The sequence below is a fragment of the Lysinibacillus sp. NPDC093216 genome (assembly GCF_050280325.1).
Taxonomy (GTDB): domain Bacteria; phylum Bacillota; class Bacilli; order Bacillales_A; family Planococcaceae; genus Lysinibacillus.
In genome coordinates, this window is record NZ_JBNNVB010000002.1 from 378681 (window position 1) to 404559 (window position 25879).

The following is a 25879-nucleotide window of genomic DNA, read 5'->3' on the forward strand; positions in this document are numbered from 1 at the left end:
ACCCACAAGATTTTGAAATGGCGACTGTCTGGTTATCAGGCAGCCTTTATAGTACGACTAGGATTCATATATTAGCGTATTCCATGGATAATAATTTTAACGCCAATCATTTGATGGAAATCGCACAGACTTAACCTATTAAATTTGGATGAGGTATTAGCCATAGGAATAGGCTTAAAGAAAGACCGGGAAAGAATGTTTTTTCTTTTATGCTGCGTCGGGTTAGTTAGCGCATGTTTATCTGTAGCAGGAAGTGTTGGATTTATTGGCTTAATTGCCCCTCATAGTGGCTAGAAGACTAGTCGGTATTCATTATAAATATGTAATATCGGAAAGATGATCTTTGCTCCAGCTGAACTGCCTGTAGGCATTTGTGATCTACATTATCGATGTTCCTTATTTCGTGTATCTGCTGTTTAAAAAAGAAAGTAGAGTAAGAGAGAAGGAAGCAACTCGTTGTACAAAAAAAGAAGTGCAGAAGAAATTGCCATTAAAATTAATCTGCTAAGACTAACGACAAGCTTATAACAAAATAAAATTTTAGGTGGATTATTTATGTCATTAACAGTAGAAACACAACAAACAAAAGTGATTAAAACTACTCCAATATTAATTTCTTTCTTAATTGCTGGTTTCATTGGATTGTTCAGTGAAACGGCTTTAAACATGGCTCTCGGGGATTTAATACAAGTATTTTCTATTAGTTCTTCCACGGTTCAATGGCTGACAACAGGTTATTTATTGACCTTAGGGATATTAGTTCCTGTCTCGGGTCTCTTACTTCAATGGTTTAGTACACGTCAAATATTTATTGTGTCATTGATTTTTTCAATTATTGGGACACTAGTCGCAGCTCTTGCACCAAGCTTCGAAGTATTAATGTTTTCTCGAGTGATTCAAGCTATAGGTACGGGATTATTGCTACCTCTGATGTTTAATTCGATCTTATTGATTTTTCCAGTCAATAAGAGAGGTGCAACAATGGGACTAATAGGGTTAGTCATTATGTTTGCACCCGCAGTTGGACCCTCAATCTCAGGATTAATTCTTGAAAAACTGACTTGGCATTGGATTTTCTGGGTTTGTTTGCCTTTTCTGATTCTTGCGTTGGTATCGGGTATAGTGTATATGCAGAATGTATCAACCATAACTAAACCCAAAATTGATATATTATCTATTCTTCTATCTTCGATTGGTTTTGGAGGAATTGTCTATGGCTTTAGCAGCGCGGGTGAGAATGGCTGGGGAAGTACGATTGTGATCACGATGATTATTATAGGTCTTGCTGCACTTACCTTGTTTTCTTTGCGACAATTAAAAATGGATAAACCTATGCTTGATTTACGTGTATTAAAATATCCAATGTTTACTCTAGGTTTATTGGCCGTATTTATTTGCTTCACGGTAATAATGTCCACGATGATTTTGTTGCCATTATATTTGCAAACAGGACTAGCATTGACTGCATTTACCGCGGGGCTTGTTTTGTTGCCAGGTGGTGTGCTGAATGGATTAATGTCCCCAATCACAGGTCGTATCTTTGACAAATTCGGACCAAGAGGACTTGTTATACCTGGATTTGCAATCATGTTTATCATGTTATGGATCATGTCAAACGTTACCATTGAAACGCCGGTTAGTATGGTGATTGTGATGCACTCCATTCTATTTTTAGGTGTATCGATGGTTTTGATGCCTGCTCAGACAAATGGACTAAACCAATTACCTAAAAATCTTTACCCAGATGGTACTGCTTTAATGAATACATTACAGCAAATGTCGGGAGCAATTGGCACTGCAGTTGCGATTACGATTATGTCCGCTTCTCAGAAAAGATATATGAACAATATGACTGATCTATCTGACCCTTCTTCAATTAGAGCTTCATTAACAGCGGGAGTACAGGACTCCTTTATATTCACTCTAATTATAGCTATGGTTGGTTTAATTATTTCCTTCTTCATTAAATCTTCTCGCGTTAAATAGTAGCTGACATCATAATGCAAGGATAAAAATAGAAAAACATCTGCAAATTCTGTATTGTTGTAAGTCCTAACCAAACAAAATCTTTGGTGAATCTGTTATAAGGCTAATCAATTATGCAGTTAATTCAACATGTAAGTCCTAAAAATTTACAATACCATTTGTATTAGAAAGAATTAGAGCTGTAGGAATCCATTGAGAAACTTCCACGATATTGGGGAATTACAGGACTTTAAATCAGCTTCAGATCAATTAAAAAGACTGATCTAAAAATTACCACTTCTAAAACAGAACGTTTGTGCGTATAATATATACAAACAAACGTTCTGTTTTGCGTGGGGAGATTAAAAACAATGAAAGATCAGTTAATAAAAGGGATGCAACACAATCAGTTAGTAAATAGGATGTACAGTACAAAGTCTGGAGTCATCACGTGTGTCAAAATAATTAAGATAGTCAATAGCGTACTTTTAATTATTGTTCCATGTCTATAAAGAGCGAGGGATCATTTAATGGATGAAAATCTGCCTGAACGTTCCATTATATGTATTGATATGAAAAGCTTTTACGCTAGTTGCATGGCAATGCTTGAAGGTTTAGATGTCATGACAACCCCAATCGCCATCATAGCTAATTTCACTCAACCTGGTAGCGTTGTCTTAGCTGCATCGCCACCTATGAAGGAGCGATTTAAGATAAAAACAGGAAATCGTCGTTTTGAAATACCAAAGCATCCAGACATAAAACTTTTTGAACCGAAGATGAGTTTCTTCATTGAAATGTCTATGGCTATCACTCGCCTTATTTCAAAGTATGTGCCATCAGAGTGCATACATGTTTATAGTGTCGATGAAAGTTGGGTGGACCTAACTGGAACAGAAAGGCTTTGGGGACCTCCTGAGGATACAGCAAAGGAAATTCAAAAAGCGATATATGATCAATTTCGTATTCCAAGTGCTATTGGGATGGGGCCGAACATGTTGATGGCAAAACTTGCTTTAGACCTTGAAGCTAAAAAGTCAGGTTTTGCAAAGTGGACTTACGAAGATGTGCCAACGAAACTTTGGCCTGTGCGTCCTTTATCTGAGATGTGGGGTATCGGAAAACAGATGGAAGCCAAGTTAAATGCAATGGGGATAGTAACAGTCGGTGGATTAGCAAAAGCTGATTTAAATGAATTAGAAAAAAAATTCGGCATCATGGGTAATCAACTGTACCACCATGCGCATGGCATTGATCTTTCCACGCTTGGAGAGCCTCTAGTTAAAAACTCAGCTCTAAGCTTTGGGAAAGGCCAGATGTTAATGCGTGACTACCATACAAGAAAAGAAATATCCGTGGCGTTACTAGAAATGTGTGAGGACGTGATGAGGCGAACGCGCGAAGCAGGTTATGTCGGTCGGACAATTACATTAGGTTTGTCTTATAGTCGTAGTGCTATGACAAAAGGTTTCCAACGCTCTAGAACGATTGCAGTGCCAACAAGTGAAACGCTAGTGATGTATAAAACTTGTCTAGAATTACTGGATGAGCACTTTGCAGGCGAGCCAGCGCGTCAATTGTCAGTTAGAATAACGAACCTAGAACCAGCGTGCAGTATCCAATTGGATTTATTTGATGAGCGCAAGGAGCAACGACAAGTAATTGGCCACGTTATGGATGCTATTCGAAGAAAATATGGCGCTGTAGCCTTATTAAGGGCGGCTTCTTATACAAAGGCTGGCACAGCTATTACACGTAATCGCTTAGTAGGCGGGCACTTAGCGTAAGGGGGGAATGAGATAAGACGAGATAGAAGAACGATTAAGAATTCGAGGAGTGTTTAGATGATACGTGACCGTGGATCAATGAAGTGGACGGCGATGATGCTTCCTGAGCATCTTGGCCTCATTAAAGTATGGAAGCAAGAGCAATTTTACGATAAAAAGCGAGAATTAACCGAGTGGGAGTTAGAGGAAATAGAACAGACTATACAACGCGCTTTTAAAATGCAAAAACTGATTACGTTAACGCTGTGGAGCAACAATAATTTGCATGACGAGACAGGGCTAGTTACAGGAACTGATACAATTAAAAAGGAATTGTTACTTGAGACGGATGTAGCCATCAAACGTATTGCATTTGATACAATCCAAGACGCAAAGATGGTGGACGTTGATGATTAATGGTGAGGATCGTAGTGTTTTGTATGAGTTTATAAAATTAGATATGGCCATCAGGTCATTACAACAAGACTATTCATCGCTCGAAAAGTTAAAAATGTCCAAAATCTACATCCATATTGTAGAAGATTTATTAAAAGATATAAGACATGATTTCTACAATAAAAGGCGAGTTCTAGCTAAGAAAAATATTGCCGTTGTAAAGTGGGTCAAAATTGATGAATATTTCAGCGATGTAATCATCAAAACAGCAGGCGAAGATGAAGTGCTACGTTATGCCAATCAAGCTCTAAAAGCACAGGTAGAGGAGCTCATTCATAGCCGTTTGAATAAATGTGTGTAGAATATCAAATTTGCATGTAAGGAATCTTATGTATTTGAGTGATCAGCACCGTACATTCTTCTTAGTAAAAATTAGTACACATAGGAACAACTAAATTAGCCAACCTAAATTTATGTCAAATTTCAGGAGGTTACCATGGCTAATTCAAGACACTCAAAACCAGATGATAGATCCAATAACGTTGAACGAATCCGTGATATCGTTAAAAACACTGAAGAAAAACTTCATGAAGCGGAAATTAGTTTGGAGTTTGCAGACCCTATGCAAAGTGAAATGATTAAAGAAAAAAATAAGCGACGTCAAAAGTCAATTGAAGGATTAAAAGAAGAAATGAAAGATGAAATGGCGGCTCGTAAAAAAGGAGAAGTGTAGGATTGAAGACTTATGAAGAGGAACTAACTTCTCTCCATTCTTTTTAATGATAAAAAAGTGCTTGCCTATAAAAGCAGATGGCTTAGAAGTTCTGTAATGGACCTCTACATAGCCATCTGCTTTTATTATGAGGTTGTAAATGACTTATTACAGCCCATTTTACTACCTCTTTTTTGGGAGGTATAGCTGCAAATGACGGTGGGGGACAGCAATGTTCCCAATCAGTTTAAACTTACCTGTTCGAACCTAACTGAAATGGGAGAGCATTCGAGAGAAATTGAGCACCAAAGAGTTTCATTTCAAATAAAAAGGTATTGATGTTAATGTGGAAATATGAAACAAATAGGTAATTTTATTGAAAATGCTATGAAGTGCTTTTCGTATGCAGGATAGGAAAGGAGATCAAGATAAATGAAAATTACCATGCGATATGGGGTAGACGCTCCATTTTTTTGAAATTTTACGTCAATAATCGACAATTGATTGGTCTCATTGCAAAACTTTGTAAATTAATAGTGCATATTGTTACTACCTTGTGAATATAATAGCCACATGCAATTTAAGCTTTTAATTGATTTATTAAGGAATTAGGATGAAACGAAGGAGTGTGAAATTGTCGATTTCAAATCCTCAATACGCATTTTTAGAGGTTGATTTTCATAATCCTAATTTAACTCAAGCAGAACTGAAGGTTGAGAATATTTCAGAAGGGGGTACGGAAAAATAATGAACTCGTAGGAAATACAAAAATAACATTGAAAATAATACCATCTAATGTATATATAAAATTAAACTGGATGATAGGTTGGCTCTTATGGATACCAGTAGATATTTATTGTGCCGCAGCTTTGGTAGTAGCTAAATTCTTATCATAAGTGAAGACGTTTTTTTACTAACCAAGCAGAAAAGTTCAAGAAAAAATATTAGTGAAAATGTTTGTTGTGAAAGAAAAAGTAATGGATAGGGGTTAACCCGATGAGTACGATTGATCGTTTACTCTGAATAACCATCAACTGTAAGCTAAAGCACTGTTGTCTTAGGTTATTCTTAAGATCGAATGCGAAAGCGAGACAGTGTGTCATGAAGGAAAAAAGTAAGTGGTAATCAGCCCGGAATTATTTCCGGTTTTTTTGTACTTTAAGAAATCGAAAGAGATGGATCTAGGTGATGTTTACACAATAAGAAAAGCCCCAATACACACCTTCTTCTAAGGTGAATATTGGGAGTTAGTTTATCACAATTAACGTTTATTTTCATTTTGAATACTACTGAAATCTACTTCCTCACCGAACTCTTCTCTGTTTTCATTTTTACGCTCTCTGTTAGCATTTTGATTTTGATTCTGCTGTTTTTTGTTGTCTTGAGTTTTATTATTTTTATGTTTATTACTACCCATGATCATCTCACCTCCACCATTAGTGTGAGAGAAAGATGATTATTTATCCGCATAACTTACAATTAATGAATGAAGTATATGTGATGAAACAAAATGTATGGATAAAGTAACATTTTCACCTCCACAACACTAACCACGAGTTTAAATTTAACGGATTAATTTAAAAACTTCATACGGAATGGAAGCAAGAGAGCTACCACGGTAGATATTTATTGTGCCGCAACTTTGGTGATAGCTAAATTTATATCATAATAAAAAGTTAAAACCACTATCCATCATAACAATGAAGGTGTTCTGTGGTTAGATTATATAATTGTAACGAGTGGATAGATAACGCGAAAATTCTATAAGAATTTTCGCGTTATCTAATGTTATAATCATGCATACATAGGCATTTGAGAAGTAGATATACCCATAAACATCTCATGTTTCATACACACCGTACATTGCGAGGCTGTTGCTTGGTTGGAGTTAGTATAATAAAAATTTGGAAGACCAAATCCTAATAAAAGGGATTTTGTTTTTTTTAGAAAATATTTAGAGAGCTAGTATTTAAGATGTAAAGTTGGTCGTATGAAAATAATTAATTAGGAGTGAAGTAAAGATTGCGAAAGGAAAGGATTCACTGACTGAAAGCGGTAAGGTGTGAATGTTAAAGGTACTAAGATTCCGGCTTTGAAAAATTGTAGTAGATATGTTTCCGCATACCTGTTAAAACAATAAAAAACGGTTGACCTGTTCCCTATAACCAAGAGATTAATAATGGCAACTAAAGTCGTAGAAGTGGTTGGAGTTAGTTTAATAATAAAGAAATGATAAAAGAACGGATTCCCAGTAGTAGATTTTTTTGTTACACAAAGGATTGAAGATATTTTCGAAGAAATTATATAATGAAGCATGTGTTAAAATTTTTTATGGAGGCGGACTATGAAGACGGAAATGATTATAACCGTAGTTTTAATTATAGGAATGGTAATCTTAATAGAAAAAATATACGACAAAATTAATATAGAAAATTATTCTCCTATTTGGGAGTATTTTTCTAAAGCAATTCTCTATGGGTTTATTGCTAGCATTACATTACTCTATGGAAAGGAAACGCTAAGAGATGTTAATCCACTAGAATGGGCCATCATTGCAGTTTCAGCAATAGAAGGAACAGGGAACTATATTAATTATGTAAAAGAATCAAAAAGAAGAAAAGAAGAAAAAAGAAAGACTTGAGGTAATCAAACTTAGATACATAATGAAATAATTCTTCAACTTAATAGAGTCGCTGATCAAAAAGGGATTGATGCTCTTTTTGTAAGTGAAAGTAGAAAATACAGTAAGTTGGTATTTCGCTAAAGTAGAGCAGAGTCATTTTTTAATTTAATTTAACCCACCAGCACCCATATGTTGCCACATACACTCCGCACATGTAGAGTGTGTCTCGCAACTTATTTTAAAAGAAGGCAACTAACCATGGTTAGTTGCCCTGCTAAAAAGTGTTTCGGTTTACCACAAACCTCCCCTAACAATACCCCACATCCTTCTTCGGTGAGCTGAGTTTAGAGGATCAACTCCACAATTCATAAGCCAGTGTGCTGCATTATCTCTCTGATCTCTTGTTATAGGTACTCCACAGCAGTCAGATAGACGATCAACAAGACCATATGCACCTGCGGGACTTCTTAACTGATGATAGTTGCATGATCTAAGAGCTCCACATACACGACCGAAACAATGAGGGTTTCTAATTCTTTGTCGGAAAACACGCATTAAATTAGGATCAATATTGCCCATTGACAAAAACCTCCTTTCAAATAAAAGTAAATTACAGAAAAGATAGGAACAATATAGTATATGAGATGAAAAAGGAGGGGGGTAGATAGATTAACTATTTTTTTTTTTAAAACTCCAATAATGAACTAATTGTATTTTTTTAGGTAATGGCTCAATGTAACCAAAGGCCATACGTATTGATAGCTGTGATAGTGTATATAAAAGTGTCCTGGTAAACCTGCACCTGTAGGATAAGTAATCCGACTAGTTTCTGTATTTTGCCATTCTAAAATTCTTATAATTCCTTCTGTGATTTCTTTTGTAGGAAACTCAGAGATAGAAATTAATGCATCAACTGCCCAACAAGTTTGTACTAATGTAGAATAGGGTAAAGGAATATATTCTCTATGAAAATCACTCTGGCATGATTCACCCCAGCCTCCGTCAGATTGTCTTCTATTTAACAACCAATCTGTTGCTTTCTGAATAGTTGGATGATCAGATGGAATTCCAACTGCCTTTAAGCCCGTGACAGCAGCCCATGTACCATAAATGTAAGATATCCCCCAACGTCCGTACCATGAACCATCATTAGTTTGATTCTTTATTAGCCATTTTACACTGTTCAATACACGAGGATGCTGCATAGTCAAATTTAAATGATTCCCTAGAAATTCCAATGTCCTGCCGGTGAGGTCAGCAGCAGAAGGATCTATAGCAGTGTCTTCAAAACTCTGTATGGGGAAAAGCCATTTAATGTATGAAGGACTATTTTTTTTAAATGCTCCCCAGCCTCCGTCATTGTTTTGCATGTTTAATAACCAATCAACTCCCGAATTCCAGGCCATACGAAATTCAGAATGACTACATGTGAAATTAGATAGTGCCCTTAATGCCGCTTGTGTATCATCAACATCAGGATTAATGGAGTTGCTTTCTGAAAAACCCCATCCTTTATTAGAGTGTTTGTGTTGTAATTCCATTAAGAAGTTCGAAGCTAATTGGATAGCTGGATCCTTAATGGTAAGACCCGATTCTTGTAAGGAATAAGAAATTAGCGCAGTGTCCCAAACAGTCGAAGGAGAGTTTTGAATATGAAAAACATCTCCTTTTTCGTATAAAAAAGATCTAATACCTCCAATAGCATTTTGAATAATAGGAGAAGATTTTTTATAACCTAGAGAAAGTAGTGCATAAATCATAAGAAATGTAGAACTTGCGTAACTATATAATGTCCCATCCTTTTCAATGCAATTCAATATATGTTGTTCAGCTTTTAGCCTCGTAGATTCTTTATAAGTAGGCAATATCTTTTTAAATAAACTAAACCATCTTTTTTTCTTTTTAAGTGAATTATATTTCTTTTGAGATAAAAATAAATGCTGTAAATCAGGCGTCCATTTATTAGTAACTACAAATTTATCGTGTCCTAATATTAAGATAGGAAGAAAGTGTGCTTGTACGTATGAGCTAAAATGAAAAAAATTAAATGTTAGAAACTTTGGTATATTCATGATGCTAAGTGGGATAGGAAATAGTCTTGGCCAAGGGTATAAGTTGGTAATAGCTAGTAAACACTTAGTAGAAATATGACTTTTTTCAAGTCCTCCATTCTCCACAATAAATTGTTCACTTAATTTCATCGACGGATCATCTTTATTCAAATGTCCAGAAAATAAAAGAGCTGTATATGCTTCAATTGTTGCAGATAAATTTCCTTTTTCATCATCATAAAGCTTCCAAGCACCGTTATTTTGCTGTTGCTGAAGCAGACGTGCAACAAGTTTCTTTATAAGATTCTCATCATCATAATCTAATACTCTTAACATGATAATCATATTTGCATCGGTCGTTGGGCCATTTTCAAAACAATATCTCCACGAACCGTCAATATATTGGTCTTGCTTCAGATTTTTAATAATTTGTTGTATTTTTTGGTTAATCTCATTTATTAGATTCATTTAAGTTTTTACCACCTCTCCTGTTGTATTTGTAAAAATGAATTGCAATTAAGATATTTTATGATGAGAGTTATAAAGGTAAATAGACAGGTGCGGAGAATTGAGGAGGGGGAGAGTTGGAATTACATAAATTACCCAGAATTCTATTTTTAATGAGATTAGCTCATATAAACTAATAATCTATCTTATCCATAACGGGGGTGGCATTTCACTTGAAATGAGTGATTCTTTAAATATTAAACATATAACCTTAATTATGTATGTAGATGGTAAAGAAGTATTTGCGAAAATGTTATTAATGCAATTAATAGTACTTTTGACAAAGGAGATGTCATCTGGTTTGTTGTTTCATCTTTTGAAACGGGGGAAAGCCGGAGATAACGTCAAAGGCTTACCTATTACTACAATAAGCGTCTCTTTTCTTCTTCAACGCTACCATGAGAACTTACCAAATAGGGGAACATTTTATTTATTGAATAAAAATATTATGTAAACTATTAGAAGGAACTTGAAGATTTGATATGAAGTGGAATAATTCAATTAGAACATCCAAAAGAGTATGTAATCCTTACATATGACGTTGGCATTTTTTCTTTAAATAGCCGATTGTCAAAACAGTCTATCTGCACTGACAATTATATGTGTAGGCACCATCAGTAAAAGGGAGAACAGAAAAAAATCACCCATGTCATAAAGAGTGATTTTTGAAAATCATACCTATAAAAAAGTCTCAAATTTAAGCTGCTATGTTTAGATAGTTAAAATACCTCGAATTGTGATGGTAGCAGCTCCTGCAACTTTGATGACTGGTTTTAATTCATTCGGAATAACAGTCACATAAAGCGTTCCAGGTCTTCCTATTGCATCTCCTTGAGCGATTTTAAGATGTGTTATGTCACCTTGAGGAATAACGCCTTCTAAATAGAAGAAGCCCGCTAATGCACCATTTGCTGCACCAGTTACAGGATCCTCTGGTATGCCAATCCCTGGCGCAAAATCTCTTGTATATAGTTCATATTCTTGCAAATTAGTAAAAGTATAAAGATGTGTCGTACTGATATTATGTTCTTTATTATGTTTTGCTAACGCTGCTAAGTCTGGCACTGCATTGTCGATATCGATTTGATCTTTTATTGGAACGAGTAAATGCCAGACACCAGTATTCGCTAGTTTGATTGGATAGGTTAAATCAATGCTTTTGGAATTGACGCCGATTAGTCGACTAAGCTCTTCCACATCAATATCGATATCTTGTGTTTTTGGCGTTACTTGCGTCATTTCCACATCGATAACTTTTCCGTTTTCCTTATGCCATACAACCGGTACTCTACCGATATTCGTTTCTAGCACTATACCTTCCTTTTTCTCAGCAAGACCAAACTCACTCGCCAAAAGCCATGTTAACCCAACAGTTGCATGTCCGCAAAAGTTGATTTCTTCAGTGGGAGTGAAATATTTTACTTTATAATCTATATCTTCATTATTGGAAGGTAGTAAAAATACGCTTTCCGGCAAATTTAATTCTTTTGCGATACTTTGCATCTCATCTTCGGATAATTTTTCAGCATCTAGCACGACGCCAGCAGTATTACCTCCAAATTTTTCTGTTGTAAATGCATCTACATGATAAACTCTAATAACTCTCATCATAATAACTCCTTTCTAACTTTTATTGTTCCCTCCATACAGTGATTTACTAGTTTTTTTTGAATTTTCGAGTTTATTATATAGTAAGAATACTAAATAATGCAATTTATTAAAGGGTGAACTTTTTGTTAATTGTAGAATTCTAATCGGAATTAACGTTATAGCTTAATTTTGTCGAACAAACCACCTATAGGTGTTATTTGTTGTGCAAAGATTAGAATTTTTAGCATCGTTGATTTCTCGCGCTTCTTGGATTTTTTGAATACTTAGATATGACTGAAGAACAAGCACGGATAAAAGCTATTATCGGAGAAGCGGAAGTTTAAGTATTGTATTAACTGGTGCTTTACGAACAAGAGGGTTTCTATATTGACGGATTTAATAGAAATGGCACTAATAGAATCCACTATGACTCAAAATCGTGTTCCTTTGGAGTGTCGGTTCGACCCCGACCACCGCTATCGTTAGAAGTTTTTTAGTCAAGATAAGAAATACTTGAAAGCCCATAAACCTTTATATATCAAGGTTTATGGGCTTTCTCCGTTTTTTGAGAAAACGATAGAAAACGATAAGAATTGAATTCATTTTACACAATAAAAGGCCTTGATAATACAGCTTTCTTTAGCAGTAAGAAATATAATTTTTTGTACAAATTGTTCTCAAAGCCTTTATGAGCATCAATTATTTATCTGTATTAAAAATAAAAAACGCATACCTGAAATTCAGATATGCATAAAAATGATGTATAATTCTAAGAAGAGAGCAAGATAGCGAATATAGCCGTTGTCGACTTAGATTCTTCTGCATGTAATTCCTGTGTAACGTGTGCATAATGTTATGAGTTGTTTCAATATCTTTATGGCCTAATCGTTCACATACATAGTAAATGGATATCTTTTTGTACAGCAACACACATGCATGGGTGTGTCTTAATCCATGTATGGTAATTGGCTCGATTCCAAGATCAACTAGTATCTTCTTCAAGAGTTTATTTGCATGTGTGTTAAAACATAAATCCTGATTTTAGTATGCAATTTTTGTTAAATCCCCTTATAATAGGATGACATATTGTGAAAATTTAGCGGACTTTAGGAGGAAATGTGTATGGCTGATTGTAGAACGCAATTCGATAAATTTCACGAGAATATCAAACTTAAAGAAGAAAATGAGATTTTAAAAGACAAGAGAGATATCATAATTAAAAAGCTAAATGAAAAATTGCCACAGCAAACAGATTATGAATTCAGCGTTTTTAACCAGGGTTCTTATGCTATGCATACCGAAAGTCTTTTTCTAGGAGAATTACGATGAAATTAGATTGTTTAATTGTTGATGATGAGATCGCTTTAGCTGAAACAACTTGTGAATATTTTAATATGTTCGAAGTAAAAACGGCTTTTGTGGCAAGTGCAGAAGAGTGCGAGTTATTTTTGGAAGAACATGAACCATCATTGCTTCTTCTAGACATCAATCTCGGTAGTGAATCGGGGTTTGATTTATGTAAAAAATTGCGTAAAACTACGCAGATTCCGATTCTATTTATAAGCGCTCGTTCCAGCGATGACGACGTTCTAATCGCACTTAACATAGGTGGGGACGATTACATTCAAAAACCATATACACTAAGCGTATTATTAGCAAAAGTAAAAGCAGTACTCAAAAGATATGGCAGTGGTTCTAACCAACAAGAGGTTTTAGAGTTTGGTCAAATCCAAATTGATACAAAACTTCATCGTGTTCGAGTAAAGGGTATTGATATTCGTCTAAAAACGATGGAATATAAGCTTCTGTATTATTTGGTGAATAATAAAAACCGTATCATTACTAAAGATGAATTGTTTCAAAATGTATGGGGAGATTCTTTTGTAGGGGATGGGACACTAAATGTACATATTCGGCATTTACGTGAGAAAATTGAAGAAAATCCAAAGGACCCGCAATTTATAAAAACGATATGGGGAACAGGATATGTGTTAGAGGACACTAAGCAATGAGAATAAAATTGCTTAGTGTCCTGCTTCTGGTTATTTTTGTTGCAGGAATTACTTTCCCAATAATTATGATTAACAATAAAAATATTTCAGAAATGAATATAGTAGCCATTAATGAATTAGTTAAAACGGTCGAAAAAAATTGGGGACAAATTAATAATGAAACATTTGATAACAGCGGCTTTCAACAACCACTTATGATTATAGATAATTTAGAAAATGTAATTTATCAAACACCGGGTATTCAGTTTATTAATATATATGACGCCATCAAAAATAGGGATTCGATTATTGATGTGAAGCAAAATGATGAGGTCGTAGGGAAAATTATTATCCGCAATAACGATCATGAAATAGTGCAAAAAATGAAAAAGGAACTGGTTACATCTTTCAGTTTAATAGTTGGTTTAGTAATGATTGTTAGTATTATTTACAATGTCTATATTTATAGAACGTTACTAAAACCTTTTATGCAGCTTCAACATTTCGCGGCGAATGTTGCTAGAGGTAATTTAGATATTCCTTTAAATATGGATAAAGACAATTATTTTGGTGCATTCACGGAAAGTTTTGATTTATTACGTGAAGAACTCTATGCTGCTCGTCAAAGAGAGTATGAATCCAACCGTAGTAAGAAAGAGCTTGTGGCCACATTAAGTCATGATATTAAGACGCCTGTTGCTTCAATAAAGGCAGTTAGTGAATTGATGCTTCTGCAGGCAAAGGATGAAAAGGTCATTAAGCAAGTGAATACAATCTATTCGAAAGCAGAGCAAATTGACTTACTTGTTACAGATATGTTTCATGCCACTTTAGAAGAACTGCAACAGTTACAGATAACGGTAACCGAAGAATCGAGCGAGGTACTTGTTGATATGATTGAAAATGTAAATTATGACAATCAGATCGTCTATGATTCAATTCCACGATGTATTATTTTAACGGATTCTGTACGTATGCAGCAGGTAATAGACAATATTATCAGTAATTCATATAAATATGCAGGAACTAAGGTCACTATTAAGTCACAAATCAAACAGGGTTATCTTGAACTCCACATCATGGACTTAGGGTCAGGAATTAGCGAAGAAGAATTGCCTCTACTGTTCAATAAATATTATCGAGGAACAAATATCGGAGGCAAGAATGGTTCAGGACTTGGTCTCTATATATCGAAGTATTTCATGGGAAATATGTATGGCCAGATTAGCTGTTACAATGGGCAAGATGGCTTTACCGTAGTATTGAAAATCAAGCTTGCATGATAATTAAGGATTAGTTAATAATTGCACAAAGATTTAATAAGAATTCATTTTGTATGATAAGACTGTAATCTTCATTACGGTCTTTTTTCTTTGATTTGCAAATTCAAACATGAGCTTAATAAAGGGAGAGTGCTAAAAACATGACAAAGACGATTATCAAAACGGAGAAGCTGTGTAAAACCTTTTCGAGCGGTGGAATTCAACAGCATGTATTAAAAAATCTAGATATCAGTTTAATAGAAGGGGATTTTACAATCATAATGGGTAGTTCAGGGTCTGGGAAGTCCACTCTACTTTACGCAATGAGTGGAATGGATAAACCGACATTAGGCGAAATCGATTTTGCTGGTAAAAACTTAGCTAAATTAAACAACGACCAACTGGCAATATTTAGAAGGAATAATTGTGGTTTTGTATTCCAACAAATTTATTTACTGGATAATATGAGCGTACTCGATAATGTACTGGCAAGTGGTCTTTTAGTAAATAAGAATAAGCGTGAACTCGTAAAAAAAGCGAAAGAACTATTAATACAAGTAGGGATCAATGAAAACGCATGGTCTAAATTTCCGACACAGCTTTCTGGTGGTGAGGCTCAACGAGTTGGGATTGTTCGAGCATTAATTAACAATCCGAGAATACTTTTTGCCGATGAACCAACTGGTGCATTAAACTCTGCATCTAGTGATAGTGTGTTAGATGTTTTAACAAATGTAAATCGAAATGGGCAAAGCATAGTCATGGTCACTCATGATATGAAAACAGCATTGCGTGGAAACCGAATTTTATATTTGCGAGATGGCGTAATTTGCGGTGACTTGCAGTTAGGCGCGTTCAGTGAGGAAGAGAATTTCGAGCGTCATGAAAAGCTCGGGGCTTTCCTTGCAGAAATGGGGTGGTAAGGTGAAAATCATGAATTTAGCCCTCGCTAATATTAGAAGAAGTAAATCTGCAACAGCTTCCTTATTTACATTTATTTTAGTTGCTGCGCTACTTCTGAATATAGGTCTAATGGTCATTACTCAAATCAATACATTTTTTGATAGTAAAGCGGAACAATTAAAAGATCCTCACGCAATAATTATGATGGATTATGCAAGTTATAATTCAAGCTATGGAGAATTTATAACGAAATATCCAGGGGTGACAGAGTCAGAAACAGAAGAAATTATCAATATGGACATTGCCAAATTTAATTTTGGTGATAATGAATTAGCTAGTCGTACCGCTATTTTTAATGCGGATGATCATCGTAATATCGGGGCGTTGAAGTTGGTTGAAAAACTAAACACTTCAAGTGCAAATGATATTTTTATTCCTTACACTTTTAAAACAAATGGTGGTTATGAGTTAGGTGAAGATTTTACCATCACATATCAAAACAAGGACTATAAGTATCGAATTGCTGGATTTTTTGAAACAACAATGATGGGTACGACCAACATTGGATTCATGAAATTCATGCTACCAGCAATTGCTTATCAAACGTTAGCTGATGAACTAGACAAAGGATTGATCATATCTGCAGTGATGGAAGACAAAACACAATCTACAAAGTTAGTAAATGATTTTATTAAGGAGTTTCCTCAATCAACAGTAGGTGAGCCGACTTCATCTATTGGGACGTTAGATATTGAGATGGTGAAAAGTGTGAGCACGTTGACCATTAACATCATAGCTATGATTTTAGTAGCTTTTGCAGCCATTATCGTGCTTGTTTCACTAATTGTCATTAAGTATCGTGTATCAAATAGCATTGAAGACGGGATGACGAATATAGGAGTACTTAAAGCAATTGGTTATACAGGTAGACAAATCCTATCGTCAAATATTTTACAGTTTGTTTTAATTGCTTTTAGTGCAAGTGTTGTAGGGGTTGCATTGTCATATTGTCTTATGCCTATCATAGGAAACATTATTTCATCTCTATCTGGATTAATATGGTATCAGAGATTCAATATGATTATTAATTTAGCCAATATATTCATTATTGCTTTTTGTGTTGTAATTGTTACATTAATTTCCGCCTTCCGTGTTCGAAAAATTCAACCTATCATGGCACTTCGGGGAGGTATTCAAACGCATAGTTTTAGAAAAAATTATTTTCCATTGGAGAATACGGGAGGGGGGCTTCATTTTTTACTTGCAATTAAATCGATGCTGTCAAATGTAAAACAAAACATCATGATACTTTTAATTATTGTTGCATTAACATTCGCATCAGTTTTTTCAGTGGTACTTTTTTACAACATTGCTTCAGACAAAACCGCATTTGTTAACTTATTTGGCGTAGAACCGGCAAATGTGATGATATCTGTTAGGCAAGATGCAGATACAACAGAACTTTTGAGTCACATTAAACAAATGGACCATGTAAGTAAGGTAAATATTTTTGATTTTATTACAACAAAAATTGATAATCAAACTGTAAATACGAATGTTACGGATAATTATAATCAGTTAGAAAATAATATTGTCTACGAAGGCCGTCAGCCAAAATATGATAATGAAATATCCATCTCCTGGGTTGTATCAAATCAAATTAATAAAGGAATTGGCGATACGGTTGAAGTAGAATATGGGACTAAAACAGCTAGTTTTCTAGTAACTGGCCTTAGCCAATCAATCGGCAATTTAGGGCAAATAGCCTCATTAACGATGGATGGAATTCAGCGATTACAGTCAGATTATAAAGGCACGACCCTTTATGTATATCTAGATGGTATATCAAACCAAAACTTTATTGAAAACGTTCACGAACAGTACGGAGATTATATAGTAGAAACGATAGACATAGATAAAAATGTAGAGAGCCAAACAGGTATGTATACAGCTGCAGTGTTTGCAGTTATGATAATGGTTCTGACAATTACCGTTCTAGTTGTTGTAATGATTCTGTATCTGATCATCAAAACGATGATTATTAAGCGTAAGAAAGAGTTTGGCGTAATGAAAGCAATAGGCTACTCAACAATTCAATTGATGCATCAAATTTCCATCAGCTTTGTGCCCGTGATTATTACTGGAGTGGCCATTGGAGGTGTACTAGGATATTTTTATACGAACCCTATGCTTTCTGTATTACTTTCAAGTGCAGGGGTGAAACGTTTAGACTTTATCGTTCATTTACCGATTATTCTAATGCTATGTGTAGGCATTCTTATTTTAGCCTACATTGACTCAATGTTCGTATCCTTAAAAATTAAGAAAGTTTCTGCTTACGGTTTAATTTCAGAATAATCATGCATAGTTTAGTATTAAAAATAGGCTAGATTCCAATGAAATAGAAACCGAGACTATATAATTAAACCCACCAGCACCCATGTGTTGCCACATAAACTCACCATAGGAGGAATGTGTGAATAGATGCTAACATTTTGTTAACGCAATCAAGTGAAAAGCAATAAATTTCCTTTTTATATTTTTTACTCACTAAGAGGCTGGGACAAAACTGGTCAGAACCTTAAAAAGCACAAGAAATCAATTTTTGACGTTGATTTCTAGCGCTTTTCTTTTGTGGATATTTTTTAATTTTGCTTTATAAAAATACTTATGTCCAGCCTCTTTTATGTATCTAACAAAAAATGAATTGATCCAATTCCTAACAGACAAAATGACAAATAAAGATATAGCAGGGGGTCTCAGGATCAATCTAACCTACGAAAAATATACGCAATGGTTTAAAAAGATTTACTGGTGAATATTAGGTTGGTTGTTTTAATCTTCATTATTTGAAGGTAGTAAAAATACAGACTCTGATAAATTTAGTTCTTTTGCGATACTTTGCATCTCATTTTCGGATAATTTTTCAGCATCTAGCACGACGCCAGCTATATTACCTCCAAATTTTTCTGTTGTAAATGCATCCACATGATAAACTCTAATATCTCTCATCTTATTAACCCCTTTCTAACTTTTATTGTTCCCCCCATACTAATACACTTAATGAAACCCTCATTTAGATTGGTTAGATACTGTAAACCATACCATAATACAACATTTTAAGGGAATATTACACTATAAAAGAGATGATTTACTAAAACTTGCGAAATTTTCATATCTATTATATAGTAAAAAGACTATTTTAAAAAAGGGTGAACTTTTTGTTAATTGTAGAATTCTAATCTGAATCAACGTTATAGCTTATTTTGTCGAACAAACCACCTATTTAAGGGTGTTATTTGTTGTGCAAAAAAGCAAGATTAGAATTAGTTAGCTTCGTATAAACGTTTAGCGCGACTAGTTTTAGTCGCGCTTTTTCTATTCGTTGATTTAGACAATTTTAATTTTTTTCTTATTAAAATTGAGAGGACGAATCTACAATGCAAAAACAATTACAACAAATTACAGCTGATATGCAGCTTGAAGAACACTATCATACATTAGAAAAAGCTCTACTTGCTTTATATTTCCACGAAAATTGTACAACTAAATCTTTAGCTCATACGACAGACTTACCAATACCTATCGTTTCAGCAATGAAGAAAGAATTTGCCAAGCAAGGTTGGGGTAAACATAGCTTAACAAAAAAGGGCCAGCTCGCTATCTCACAATATTTTCAACTCTCAGGTGCGGATGCTAAACTGTATCTTCAGTTAACGACAGATGATGCATTTCGTACAGAATGGATCACACAAAATATTAGCGAATTAAGCACTATTTATGAAGATAGACCTTCTGCTGACGTGGCAATCGATCAAGCAAAATGTACAGTTGAGACAGCCTTAAAACGTGCATTGCTCGCACTTGACTATACGATGCTACTCAATAAGCGTATTTTGTGTTTAGGTGATGATGATTTCATCAGTGTTGCATTAGCGTTTTTACTAAAGAAAATTGCTCCAAACTCTACCACTAAAATTGTTGTGTTAGATATTGATAGACGAATTTTATGTACGATTAGCAAAATAGCTAAGGACTATGAGCTTCCGATTAAAACAGATTATTATAACGTTCAGGAGCCTTTGCCTAAAACATACGCCCACCAGTTTGATTGCGTATACACAGACACACCGTATACCTTGACTGGCGCACAGCTTTTTTTATCACGTGCGATTAACGCATTAAAGCCTGAAGCAATGCGACATGTGTTTTTTTCCTATGCTAAACGTAGCTACCAAAAGCAGTGGCAACTACAGCAAAGCTTATATTCTATGGGCTTCGTGATTGGCAGTATCCAATACGACTTAAACACCTATGAAGGTGCGCAGATTTTAGGTGCTACAAGCCAATTATTCGTATTACAAACAACAGAGCAAATGACTCCTTATATTCCTAATCAGCGTAAATTTACGCGACCCATTTACACAGGAGAAATAGAGAGAAAATCCGTCGTTTATCAGTGTAGCCATTGTCAGCACGCCCTTACAGTCGGAGCTGGCTATCAATACAGCACGATTGCTCAACTTCAAGCCAGTGGTTGCCCAGATTGCAAAAATAACAAGTTTTCACAAATGAAGAGAACAGTACAAAAATCACAATCCAAGCATGCATTAGGGCATCATATTTTATTAGAGTTGCACGATTGCAATGACGCATTACTCAATGACGTGCAACAAATTAAAAAGATTATGTGTCAAGCCGCTCATAAAGCAAAGGCAACGATTGTAACCGAACATTTCCATCATTTTTCACCGTATGGGGTTAGCGGTGTAGTCATTATTCAAGAATCCCATTTAACGATTCATACGTGGCCGGAGTACGGTTATGCGGCAATAGATGTTTTCACGTGTAACAGTAAATTAGCTCTACAAGACGCTGTTCAATATATTACTGAGCGATTTAATGCAGGGAATGCCACACAACATTACCTGCATCGAGGTAGACCATAAAACTTAAAATGAAACAGGAAAAGAAAGACAAATCGTTTTCTTTTCCTGTTTTTATGTTTTCACTTGATGAGAGTTACCATATGTGTCTTGCAAAATAAGAGCTAGTAGTATTGATAAAAATATTATGTTTACTAAATGAAAAGACTCAACTATTGGCAATAGAACGGAATAATTCAATCAATTAATCAGGACACCAAAAAGGGGCTTACAAGTTGTCATTAGATTTTAGAAAAGGGGAGAACAAAAAAATCACCCATGTCATGACGAGTGATTTTTGAAAATCCATTAAATGTTTAGGGTCATAACAATTTGCTCGCCAATACGTCCTATTCTTCTTTCCCCATTATCGACAAAGCCAACTTTTAAATATAAATTTTGAGCCGGAATATTTTTTTGATTAACGACTAAAACGACTTCATTATATTCTTTAAATTCCCTCTTCATAAATTCAGACAATGCTAGCATCCCTTTTTTGGCGTACCCATTTCCTTGTTGTTTATGATCAATAGATAATGCAGTAAGCAGCATAGCTTTTGGATTATTAGAATACTCTTTTACTCTTTCTGTTGCGTGCAGGACAAAAAATCCTACAGGTACATGATCACTCAAAATAACAATCGGATATTGTCCAACCGTTTCTATAGAAATCTCTTTTGGAAGGGCAGTAAATTGACTTTGTTCTTCTGGAAGGTCAAAGTCATTTAAACTATCCACGTACTCTTCTGAGAAATGTACTAATTCGATGGTGTTCGTTTTTTGCATAAAATTGCCTCCTTTTTTCATTATTCTAATACCGGAACAAACGTTCGTCAAGAGGCTTGATTTATAAATGGTGAATAATGATAAAAATGATGCCGGCTAGAAACAATAAATGAGAGGATGTGATAGAACAATAAGGACGAAAGGGGTCACTAGACGACAGTAATCCTCGGTGTCAATATAGGAGATCACAATTGTTAATCAACAGGCGTGATAATCTTTAGAAGAAATGAAGGATATTTCAAACCCCACAATAAAAATGATTAGGGCACAAAAAATGAATAAAGAAAAAAATAAAAAAATTGTTGTAACGAATCAACAAATTTTTGGATATATAGATGATTGGCTTTCAAAAGACTTGATTCAGAATAGCAAAATTCTCATTAGAAAGGAGGTAAATCGTGGATAAAGAAAATATATATCAAGAATATGGGGATTTTATTTTTAGGTATTTATTAACCCTTACATATGATGGTCAATCTGCTGAAGAATTAACGCAAGAGACGTTCTATCAAGCCATTAAGTCCATTGAAAACTTTCATAATAACGGAAAAGCAAAATTTTCAACGTGGTTATGTTCAATCGCGAAAAACGTGTGGTTACAAGAAATGAATCGCGAAAAAAACAAGCACCAGTTAGTGAACTCACTAAGTGATGAAACTCCTATATTTTATAATTTAGAAGATGAATATTTTAGAAATGAAGACAAAATTAATTTTTATAAAAAAGCTCAACAACTGAGTGAGATAAACCGTGAAATACTTTATCTCAGATTATTAGGTGATTTATCTTTTAAAGAGATTGGCTCCATTTTGGGAAGAACAGAAAACTGGGCAAGAGTAACATTTTATCGTGCAAAACAACAAATCAGAAAAGGTGGGGAAAATAATGAATCATAGCGTTTTTAGAGATTTAATCCCGAGCTACATAGAAAATTTAACAAGCGAAGAGACAAATAAACAAATAGAAAAACATATGGAACAATGTGAGGAGTGCCAACAGTATGTAAAGGAAATGCAGGAAAACCTGTTGGTAGAACGTACCCATGAGCAAAAAAAGGAGGATAAAAATATCGATTATTTTAAAAAGGTGCGATCAAAAAATAGGAAAAAGATTTTCATTATTGTAGGATCACTACTATCCATTTTCCTTATTATATCCATTGGTTGTTTCTTCCTCTTCGCCCACATGTGGATAGCAGATGAAAAGGGCATACAAACAACCGTCCAACAACAAGGTACAACGGTTACATTGTCCTTTCAAACGAAAAATGACAATCGTTATCCTTTATCGATGAAACATAGGGGACAGAAGTATATCTATGAGATCATTATTTATGAAAAGTGGAATGATTTTTCAGAACCAGCCAGGATTTTAAAAGATGGAAGTAATGTCACGTTTACATTTTTAGATGAAAATACATTATTACTGGACAATGGTGAAGAAAAGAAACTGACAGACGAAGACAAAATACTCATTCAATATAAAAATAGTACGGAAGAGATACTATTAAAGGATTTATACGATCCAGAAAATAAAAGAAAATGATATGAACATGAATAAGAAAAGAATAGTTGCTACATTAATTCTAGATTATTCACCGACCAATATAAAATCCCGCAGAAAAGCTTTTTACTGCGGGATTCTCTTTTTCACTTAAAGTATTTTAATTTTTTCATTATACTTGATTCTATGCTTTCCCTCAGCCTAGCTAATTCCAATAGGGAAGAGGATTATTCAATTGTATGTAATCGTCCAAGTCACCATGTACATAACAATAAAGTAACTATAATCGTTAATATTAACGATAAAATAGACATCATTCCCCATTTATCATCACATAAAAATTCAAATAGCCCCAAGTTACAGGAAAAACTTTACCAATTATTTGTAAGAGATTGAGCAGCATATCAACGGGAAACATAATACCTGAAAGCATAACGAACGGAGAAATTTTTAAATTTGAAGTGCTACCTTTATACAGATTTGAGAGATATTGTGTAATGAGAAAAGGGATATTAATATAGATTTAAAGAAGTGCAAAATTTGGGGGAATGAAAAATGATTTTACTTAAATATAAAGTAGAGGAAAACGAGCTAGCAATGTTAAAAGAAGTTTATCAATCGGTAGGATGGATGAAACATGACGAACGCATCATAAAAAAAGTTTTCAATGCAAGTACACACCAAGTTTTCGCAGTAAAAGATCATGAAATTATAGGGTTTGCGAGAGCTCTTTCAGACGGTGTATTCAATGCTGCTATTTATGATGTTGTAGTCCATAAAGATTATCAAGGAAGAGGAATTGCCAGAACTCTTTTAGAGGACATCATTCACCAATTAGAGGATGTTTCTTGTATTCAGCTAATTGCAACGACAGGAAATGAACCTTTTTACGAAAAGATCGGCTTTAAAAAATTGCAAACTGGTATGGCCATATACAAAAATCCGCAACTAGCAGAGGAGTATTTGGAAAAGTAATAATCCTTGTGGTGGAGGACAAAAAAAGCTGTAGCGTACGGTATCGCTACAGCTCAATTTGACTTGCTTAGGTTAGTCAGTAAAACGATTATATCATACAATAGAGCAAACTAAAAATAACAACAGCTATATTTGATGAAGTATTTAAACACAAGGAAAACTTTAAAGAAATCACAGAATTGAGCTTCAGGAAGCCCACTTCTTCAGAGGTGGGAGGAATGAAGTGCATTTTTCTTTTTAGAACATATGTTTATATTGTAAATAATCAAAAAAAGAAAGGAGTGACGGGTAATGACGCTTCTCTTAAGTACATAAGAACCCCACTGCTTTAACTGTGGGAGTAGTCAGAAAAATCCAAACGTGAATTCTGATATGTAAGTATTTAATGAAAAAATTATCATTTGTCCTTGAATCTCCAGTAGCGTCACCTTTTATGATGAATTTAGTTACTCACTTTAAAAGGTAACAATCAAATATGCTATTGGAGGAAAAGCACAATGAAAAAAGAGAGTTTATTAAACAGAGGATTGGCAAGTTTAATGCATCTGTTCTCGCTACTATTAACCTTTATTTTACCTATATTGGTATACTTAGTATCAAGGAATAAGAATAAATATTTTGCTGATCATGCAAAAGAAGGGATGAACCTTCATTTTACTCTCTTCCCAGTTTTTTTGTTATTAACTTTTATGTCTAAAAAATGGAGCGCAGTTTCAAACCTTTCTTTTGCACTTATTATTCTTGAAACAATATTAATTTTAATTGCAGCAATTTATACTTTAAATGGAAAAAAGTTTTCTTATCCCGTTATACGATACTTTAAAGTCAATCATTAAGGAGAGAATAATTTGTCGGAGAAAGGGATTTTTACGATAGGTGAACTTGTGCAAATGTCTGGTGTTAGTATTAGAACACTTCGATATTATGACAGCATAGACCTACTGAAACCAAGTGATTATACAGAGGGTGGGCATAGATTATATACTACAGAGGACCTATCTACTTTACAAAACATTAAGTCATTACAGTTTCTAGGCTTGTCGCTAAAGGAAATTAAAGACATACTGCAAAAAAACACTGTTAAAGGTGAAATTATCTTAAAATTTTTAAACGATCAAAAACAGTTATTTGAAGCAAAAAAACTTGATATTATAAATATATTATCTGATATAAACCATCTTATTGAAACAGTGAAAGATGAGGAAATCATCCATATCGAGATATTTTGTGCTATGCTTCAAAAATTAATGTTTGCTGAAAATACTGAAACATGGTTTAAAGAACACTTTTCAGATATAACTGATGAATTATTTAGTATAAATAAATCCGAAGAAATCGATCTAGATAAAAAATGGACTAAAGTTTTATCAGAAATTAAACATTTAACACTTACAAAAGCTATACCTTCTTCAAAAGAAGCTCAAGAAACAGTTAAAACACTTCTGCAACTTATGAATGAAACCTTGAAAGGAAATTTAGATTTGGTTGAAAAAAAGCTACCATCCACAGAATCATTCAACTTTCCGAATCCTTTTACAGAAAAGGAGCAAATATTTTTAAAAGAAGCGATAAATATATATCAAAATAATTGTTACAACACCCAGGCAACGATAAAGAATTAATATATGAAAATCCGGCAATGAAAAAGCCAGTTGAAAAATTGCTAGTATGAAAATTAAACCCCAATTGTTTCTAACAATTGGGGTTTAATGAAAAGCTTAATTAGTAATTAATTTCATTTTTCTAAAGAAGATTTTGATTGTTTCATCTGTGTTGCTACGAAACAAGTTATTATGACAATTACTGATAAAATCAAAAACTCCTTATGTAAATCCAAAGGCAATGGCTTCTTTAATCCAAGGCAACCGATAAAAATAATAGTCAATAAACATACTATAATATACAAACTAATAAAGTATATGAT

Annotated in this window: 25 protein-coding genes and 1 pseudogene; 20 read left to right on the forward strand and 6 right to left on the reverse strand. The window is 34.3% G+C overall.

The genetic code is table 11. The annotated features are described in order from the left end of the window. Positions 1-144 precede the first annotated feature (144 nt). The 6 genes from ACQKOG_RS04305 (at position 145) to tlp (ending at position 4860) form a co-directional block, all read left to right on the forward strand. Positions 145-294, forward strand: a complete 150-nt coding sequence (locus ACQKOG_RS04305; RefSeq protein ID WP_402870504.1) for an iron chelate uptake ABC transporter family permease subunit — start codon at positions 145-147, stop codon at positions 292-294. A 261-nt stretch (positions 295-555) separates the two neighbouring features. Next, positions 556-1986: a DHA2 family efflux MFS transporter permease subunit gene (locus ACQKOG_RS04310; RefSeq protein WP_370081088.1), complete on the forward strand. Its 1431-nt coding sequence runs from the start codon at positions 556-558 to the stop codon at positions 1984-1986. A gap of 509 nt (positions 1987-2495) precedes the next feature. After that, positions 2496-3752 (forward strand): DNA polymerase thumb domain-containing protein, encoded by a 1257-nt coding sequence (locus tag ACQKOG_RS04315; RefSeq protein WP_370081090.1) that lies wholly within the window; start codon positions 2496-2498, stop codon positions 3750-3752. A gap of 57 nt (positions 3753-3809) precedes the next feature. Next, positions 3810-4148, forward strand: a complete 339-nt coding sequence (locus ACQKOG_RS04320) for a YolD-like family protein (RefSeq protein WP_370081092.1) — start codon at positions 3810-3812, stop codon at positions 4146-4148. Continuing rightward, positions 4141-4488 carry an aconitate hydratase gene (locus ACQKOG_RS04325; RefSeq protein WP_370081094.1) on the forward strand — a complete coding sequence of 116 codons (348 nt, stop codon included), beginning with the start codon at positions 4141-4143 and terminating at the stop codon, positions 4486-4488. The genes ACQKOG_RS04320 and ACQKOG_RS04325 overlap by 8 nt, the downstream gene beginning before the upstream one ends. Before the next feature lie 135 nt (positions 4489-4623). Next, positions 4624-4860: a small acid-soluble spore protein Tlp gene (gene tlp / locus ACQKOG_RS04330; RefSeq protein WP_053595505.1), complete on the forward strand. Its 237-nt coding sequence runs from the start codon at positions 4624-4626 to the stop codon at positions 4858-4860. Between the two features lie 1240 nt (positions 4861-6100). On the opposite strand, the gene ACQKOG_RS04335 is transcribed toward tlp, so the two are convergent. Next, a complete protein-coding gene (locus tag ACQKOG_RS04335) occupies positions 6101-6256 on the reverse strand; it encodes a hypothetical protein (RefSeq protein ID WP_370081096.1) in 156 nt (51 codons plus the stop codon). 927 nt (positions 6257-7183) lie between these two features. On the opposite strand from ACQKOG_RS04335, the gene ACQKOG_RS04340 reads away from it, so the two are divergent. Continuing rightward, on the forward strand, positions 7184-7480 hold the full coding sequence (locus ACQKOG_RS04340; RefSeq protein ID WP_370081098.1) for a hypothetical protein: 297 nt from the start codon (positions 7184-7186) through the stop codon (positions 7478-7480). Between the two features lie 686 nt (positions 7481-8166). Here the strand turns inward: ACQKOG_RS04340 and ACQKOG_RS04345 are convergent. After that, positions 8167-9981, reverse strand: coding sequence for a terpene cyclase/mutase family protein (locus ACQKOG_RS04345; protein ID WP_370081100.1), 1815 nt, complete (start codon positions 9979-9981; stop codon positions 8167-8169). 217 nt (positions 9982-10198) lie between these two features. On the opposite strand from ACQKOG_RS04345, the gene ACQKOG_RS04350 reads away from it, so the two are divergent. Then, complete coding sequence (locus ACQKOG_RS04350) at positions 10199-10474, forward strand: hypothetical protein (RefSeq protein WP_370081102.1); 276 nt, start codon at positions 10199-10201, stop codon at positions 10472-10474. Between the two features lie 257 nt (positions 10475-10731). Here ACQKOG_RS04350 and ACQKOG_RS04355 read toward each other — a convergent pair whose 3' ends face one another. Together ACQKOG_RS04355 and ACQKOG_RS04360 are read right to left on the reverse strand one after the other, a co-directional pair. Continuing rightward, positions 10732-11628, reverse strand: coding sequence for a PhzF family phenazine biosynthesis protein (locus ACQKOG_RS04355; protein ID WP_427445237.1), 897 nt, complete (start codon positions 11626-11628; stop codon positions 10732-10734). A gap of 681 nt (positions 11629-12309) precedes the next feature. Next, positions 12310-12612 (reverse strand): tyrosine-type recombinase/integrase, encoded by a 303-nt coding sequence (locus ACQKOG_RS04360; protein WP_370081106.1) that lies wholly within the window; start codon positions 12610-12612, stop codon positions 12310-12312. Positions 12613-12732: 120 nt separating this feature from the next. Here ACQKOG_RS04360 and ACQKOG_RS04365 point away from each other — a divergent pair, with 120 nt between their 5' ends. From ACQKOG_RS04365 to ACQKOG_RS04385, 5 genes are all read left to right on the forward strand, one after another. After that, positions 12733-12939 (forward strand): hypothetical protein, encoded by a 207-nt coding sequence (locus ACQKOG_RS04365; protein ID WP_370081108.1) that lies wholly within the window; start codon positions 12733-12735, stop codon positions 12937-12939. Then, positions 12936-13622 carry a response regulator transcription factor gene (locus ACQKOG_RS04370; protein WP_427445242.1) on the forward strand — a complete coding sequence of 229 codons (687 nt, stop codon included), beginning with the start codon at positions 12936-12938 and terminating at the stop codon, positions 13620-13622. The genes ACQKOG_RS04365 and ACQKOG_RS04370 overlap by 4 nt, the downstream gene beginning before the upstream one ends. After that, entirely contained in the window at positions 13619-14884 is a 1266-nt protein-coding gene (locus ACQKOG_RS04375; RefSeq protein WP_370081112.1) for a sensor histidine kinase, read from the forward strand. Before ACQKOG_RS04370 ends, ACQKOG_RS04375 begins: the two co-directional genes overlap by 4 nt. A 140-nt stretch (positions 14885-15024) precedes the next feature. Continuing rightward, complete coding sequence (locus ACQKOG_RS04380) at positions 15025-15786, forward strand: ABC transporter ATP-binding protein (protein WP_370081114.1); 762 nt, start codon at positions 15025-15027, stop codon at positions 15784-15786. 10 nt (positions 15787-15796) lie between these two features. Continuing rightward, on the forward strand, positions 15797-18124 hold the full coding sequence (locus ACQKOG_RS04385; RefSeq protein ID WP_427445326.1) for an ABC transporter permease: 2328 nt from the start codon (positions 15797-15799) through the stop codon (positions 18122-18124). 483 nt (positions 18125-18607) lie between these two features. Here ACQKOG_RS04385 and ACQKOG_RS04390 read toward each other — a convergent pair. After that, positions 18608-18778 (reverse strand): annotated as a pseudogene (locus ACQKOG_RS04390) (PhzF family phenazine biosynthesis protein); the annotation flags it as partial. 428 nt (positions 18779-19206) lie between these two features. Here ACQKOG_RS04390 and speD point away from each other — a divergent pair. Next, positions 19207-20715, forward strand: coding sequence for an adenosylmethionine decarboxylase (speD, locus tag ACQKOG_RS04395; protein WP_427445247.1), 1509 nt, complete (start codon positions 19207-19209; stop codon positions 20713-20715). Positions 20716-21000: 285 nt separating this feature from the next. On the opposite strand, the gene ACQKOG_RS04400 is transcribed toward speD, so the two are convergent. Then, the gene (locus ACQKOG_RS04400; protein ID WP_402870533.1) at positions 21001-21477 is read right to left on the reverse strand and encodes a GNAT family N-acetyltransferase; all 477 of its coding nucleotides are present in this window, start codon (positions 21475-21477) and stop codon (positions 21001-21003) included. A 274-nt stretch (positions 21478-21751) separates the two neighbouring features. Here ACQKOG_RS04400 and ACQKOG_RS04405 point away from each other — a divergent pair, with 274 nt between their 5' ends. From ACQKOG_RS04405 to ACQKOG_RS04430, 6 genes are all read left to right on the forward strand, one after another. Continuing rightward, the gene (locus tag ACQKOG_RS04405; protein WP_255350012.1) at positions 21752-21883 is read left to right on the forward strand and encodes a hypothetical protein; all 132 of its coding nucleotides are present in this window, start codon (positions 21752-21754) and stop codon (positions 21881-21883) included. After that, complete coding sequence (locus tag ACQKOG_RS04410; protein ID WP_427445252.1) at positions 21876-22373, forward strand: RNA polymerase sigma factor; 498 nt, start codon at positions 21876-21878, stop codon at positions 22371-22373. The genes ACQKOG_RS04405 and ACQKOG_RS04410 overlap by 8 nt, the downstream gene beginning before the upstream one ends. Next, positions 22363-23022 (forward strand): zf-HC2 domain-containing protein, encoded by a 660-nt coding sequence (locus tag ACQKOG_RS04415; RefSeq protein ID WP_370081122.1) that lies wholly within the window; start codon positions 22363-22365, stop codon positions 23020-23022. The genes ACQKOG_RS04410 and ACQKOG_RS04415 overlap by 11 nt, the downstream gene beginning before the upstream one ends. A gap of 513 nt (positions 23023-23535) precedes the next feature. Next, complete coding sequence (locus tag ACQKOG_RS04420; RefSeq protein ID WP_370081124.1) at positions 23536-23955, forward strand: GNAT family N-acetyltransferase; 420 nt, start codon at positions 23536-23538, stop codon at positions 23953-23955. A 497-nt stretch (positions 23956-24452) separates the two neighbouring features. After that, positions 24453-24791, forward strand: coding sequence for a DUF4870 domain-containing protein (locus tag ACQKOG_RS04425; protein WP_427445256.1), 339 nt, complete (start codon positions 24453-24455; stop codon positions 24789-24791). Between the two features lie 12 nt (positions 24792-24803). After that, positions 24804-25577, forward strand: a complete 774-nt coding sequence (locus ACQKOG_RS04430; protein ID WP_427445259.1) for a MerR family transcriptional regulator — start codon at positions 24804-24806, stop codon at positions 25575-25577. The last annotated feature ends 302 nt before the right edge of the window (positions 25578-25879 follow it).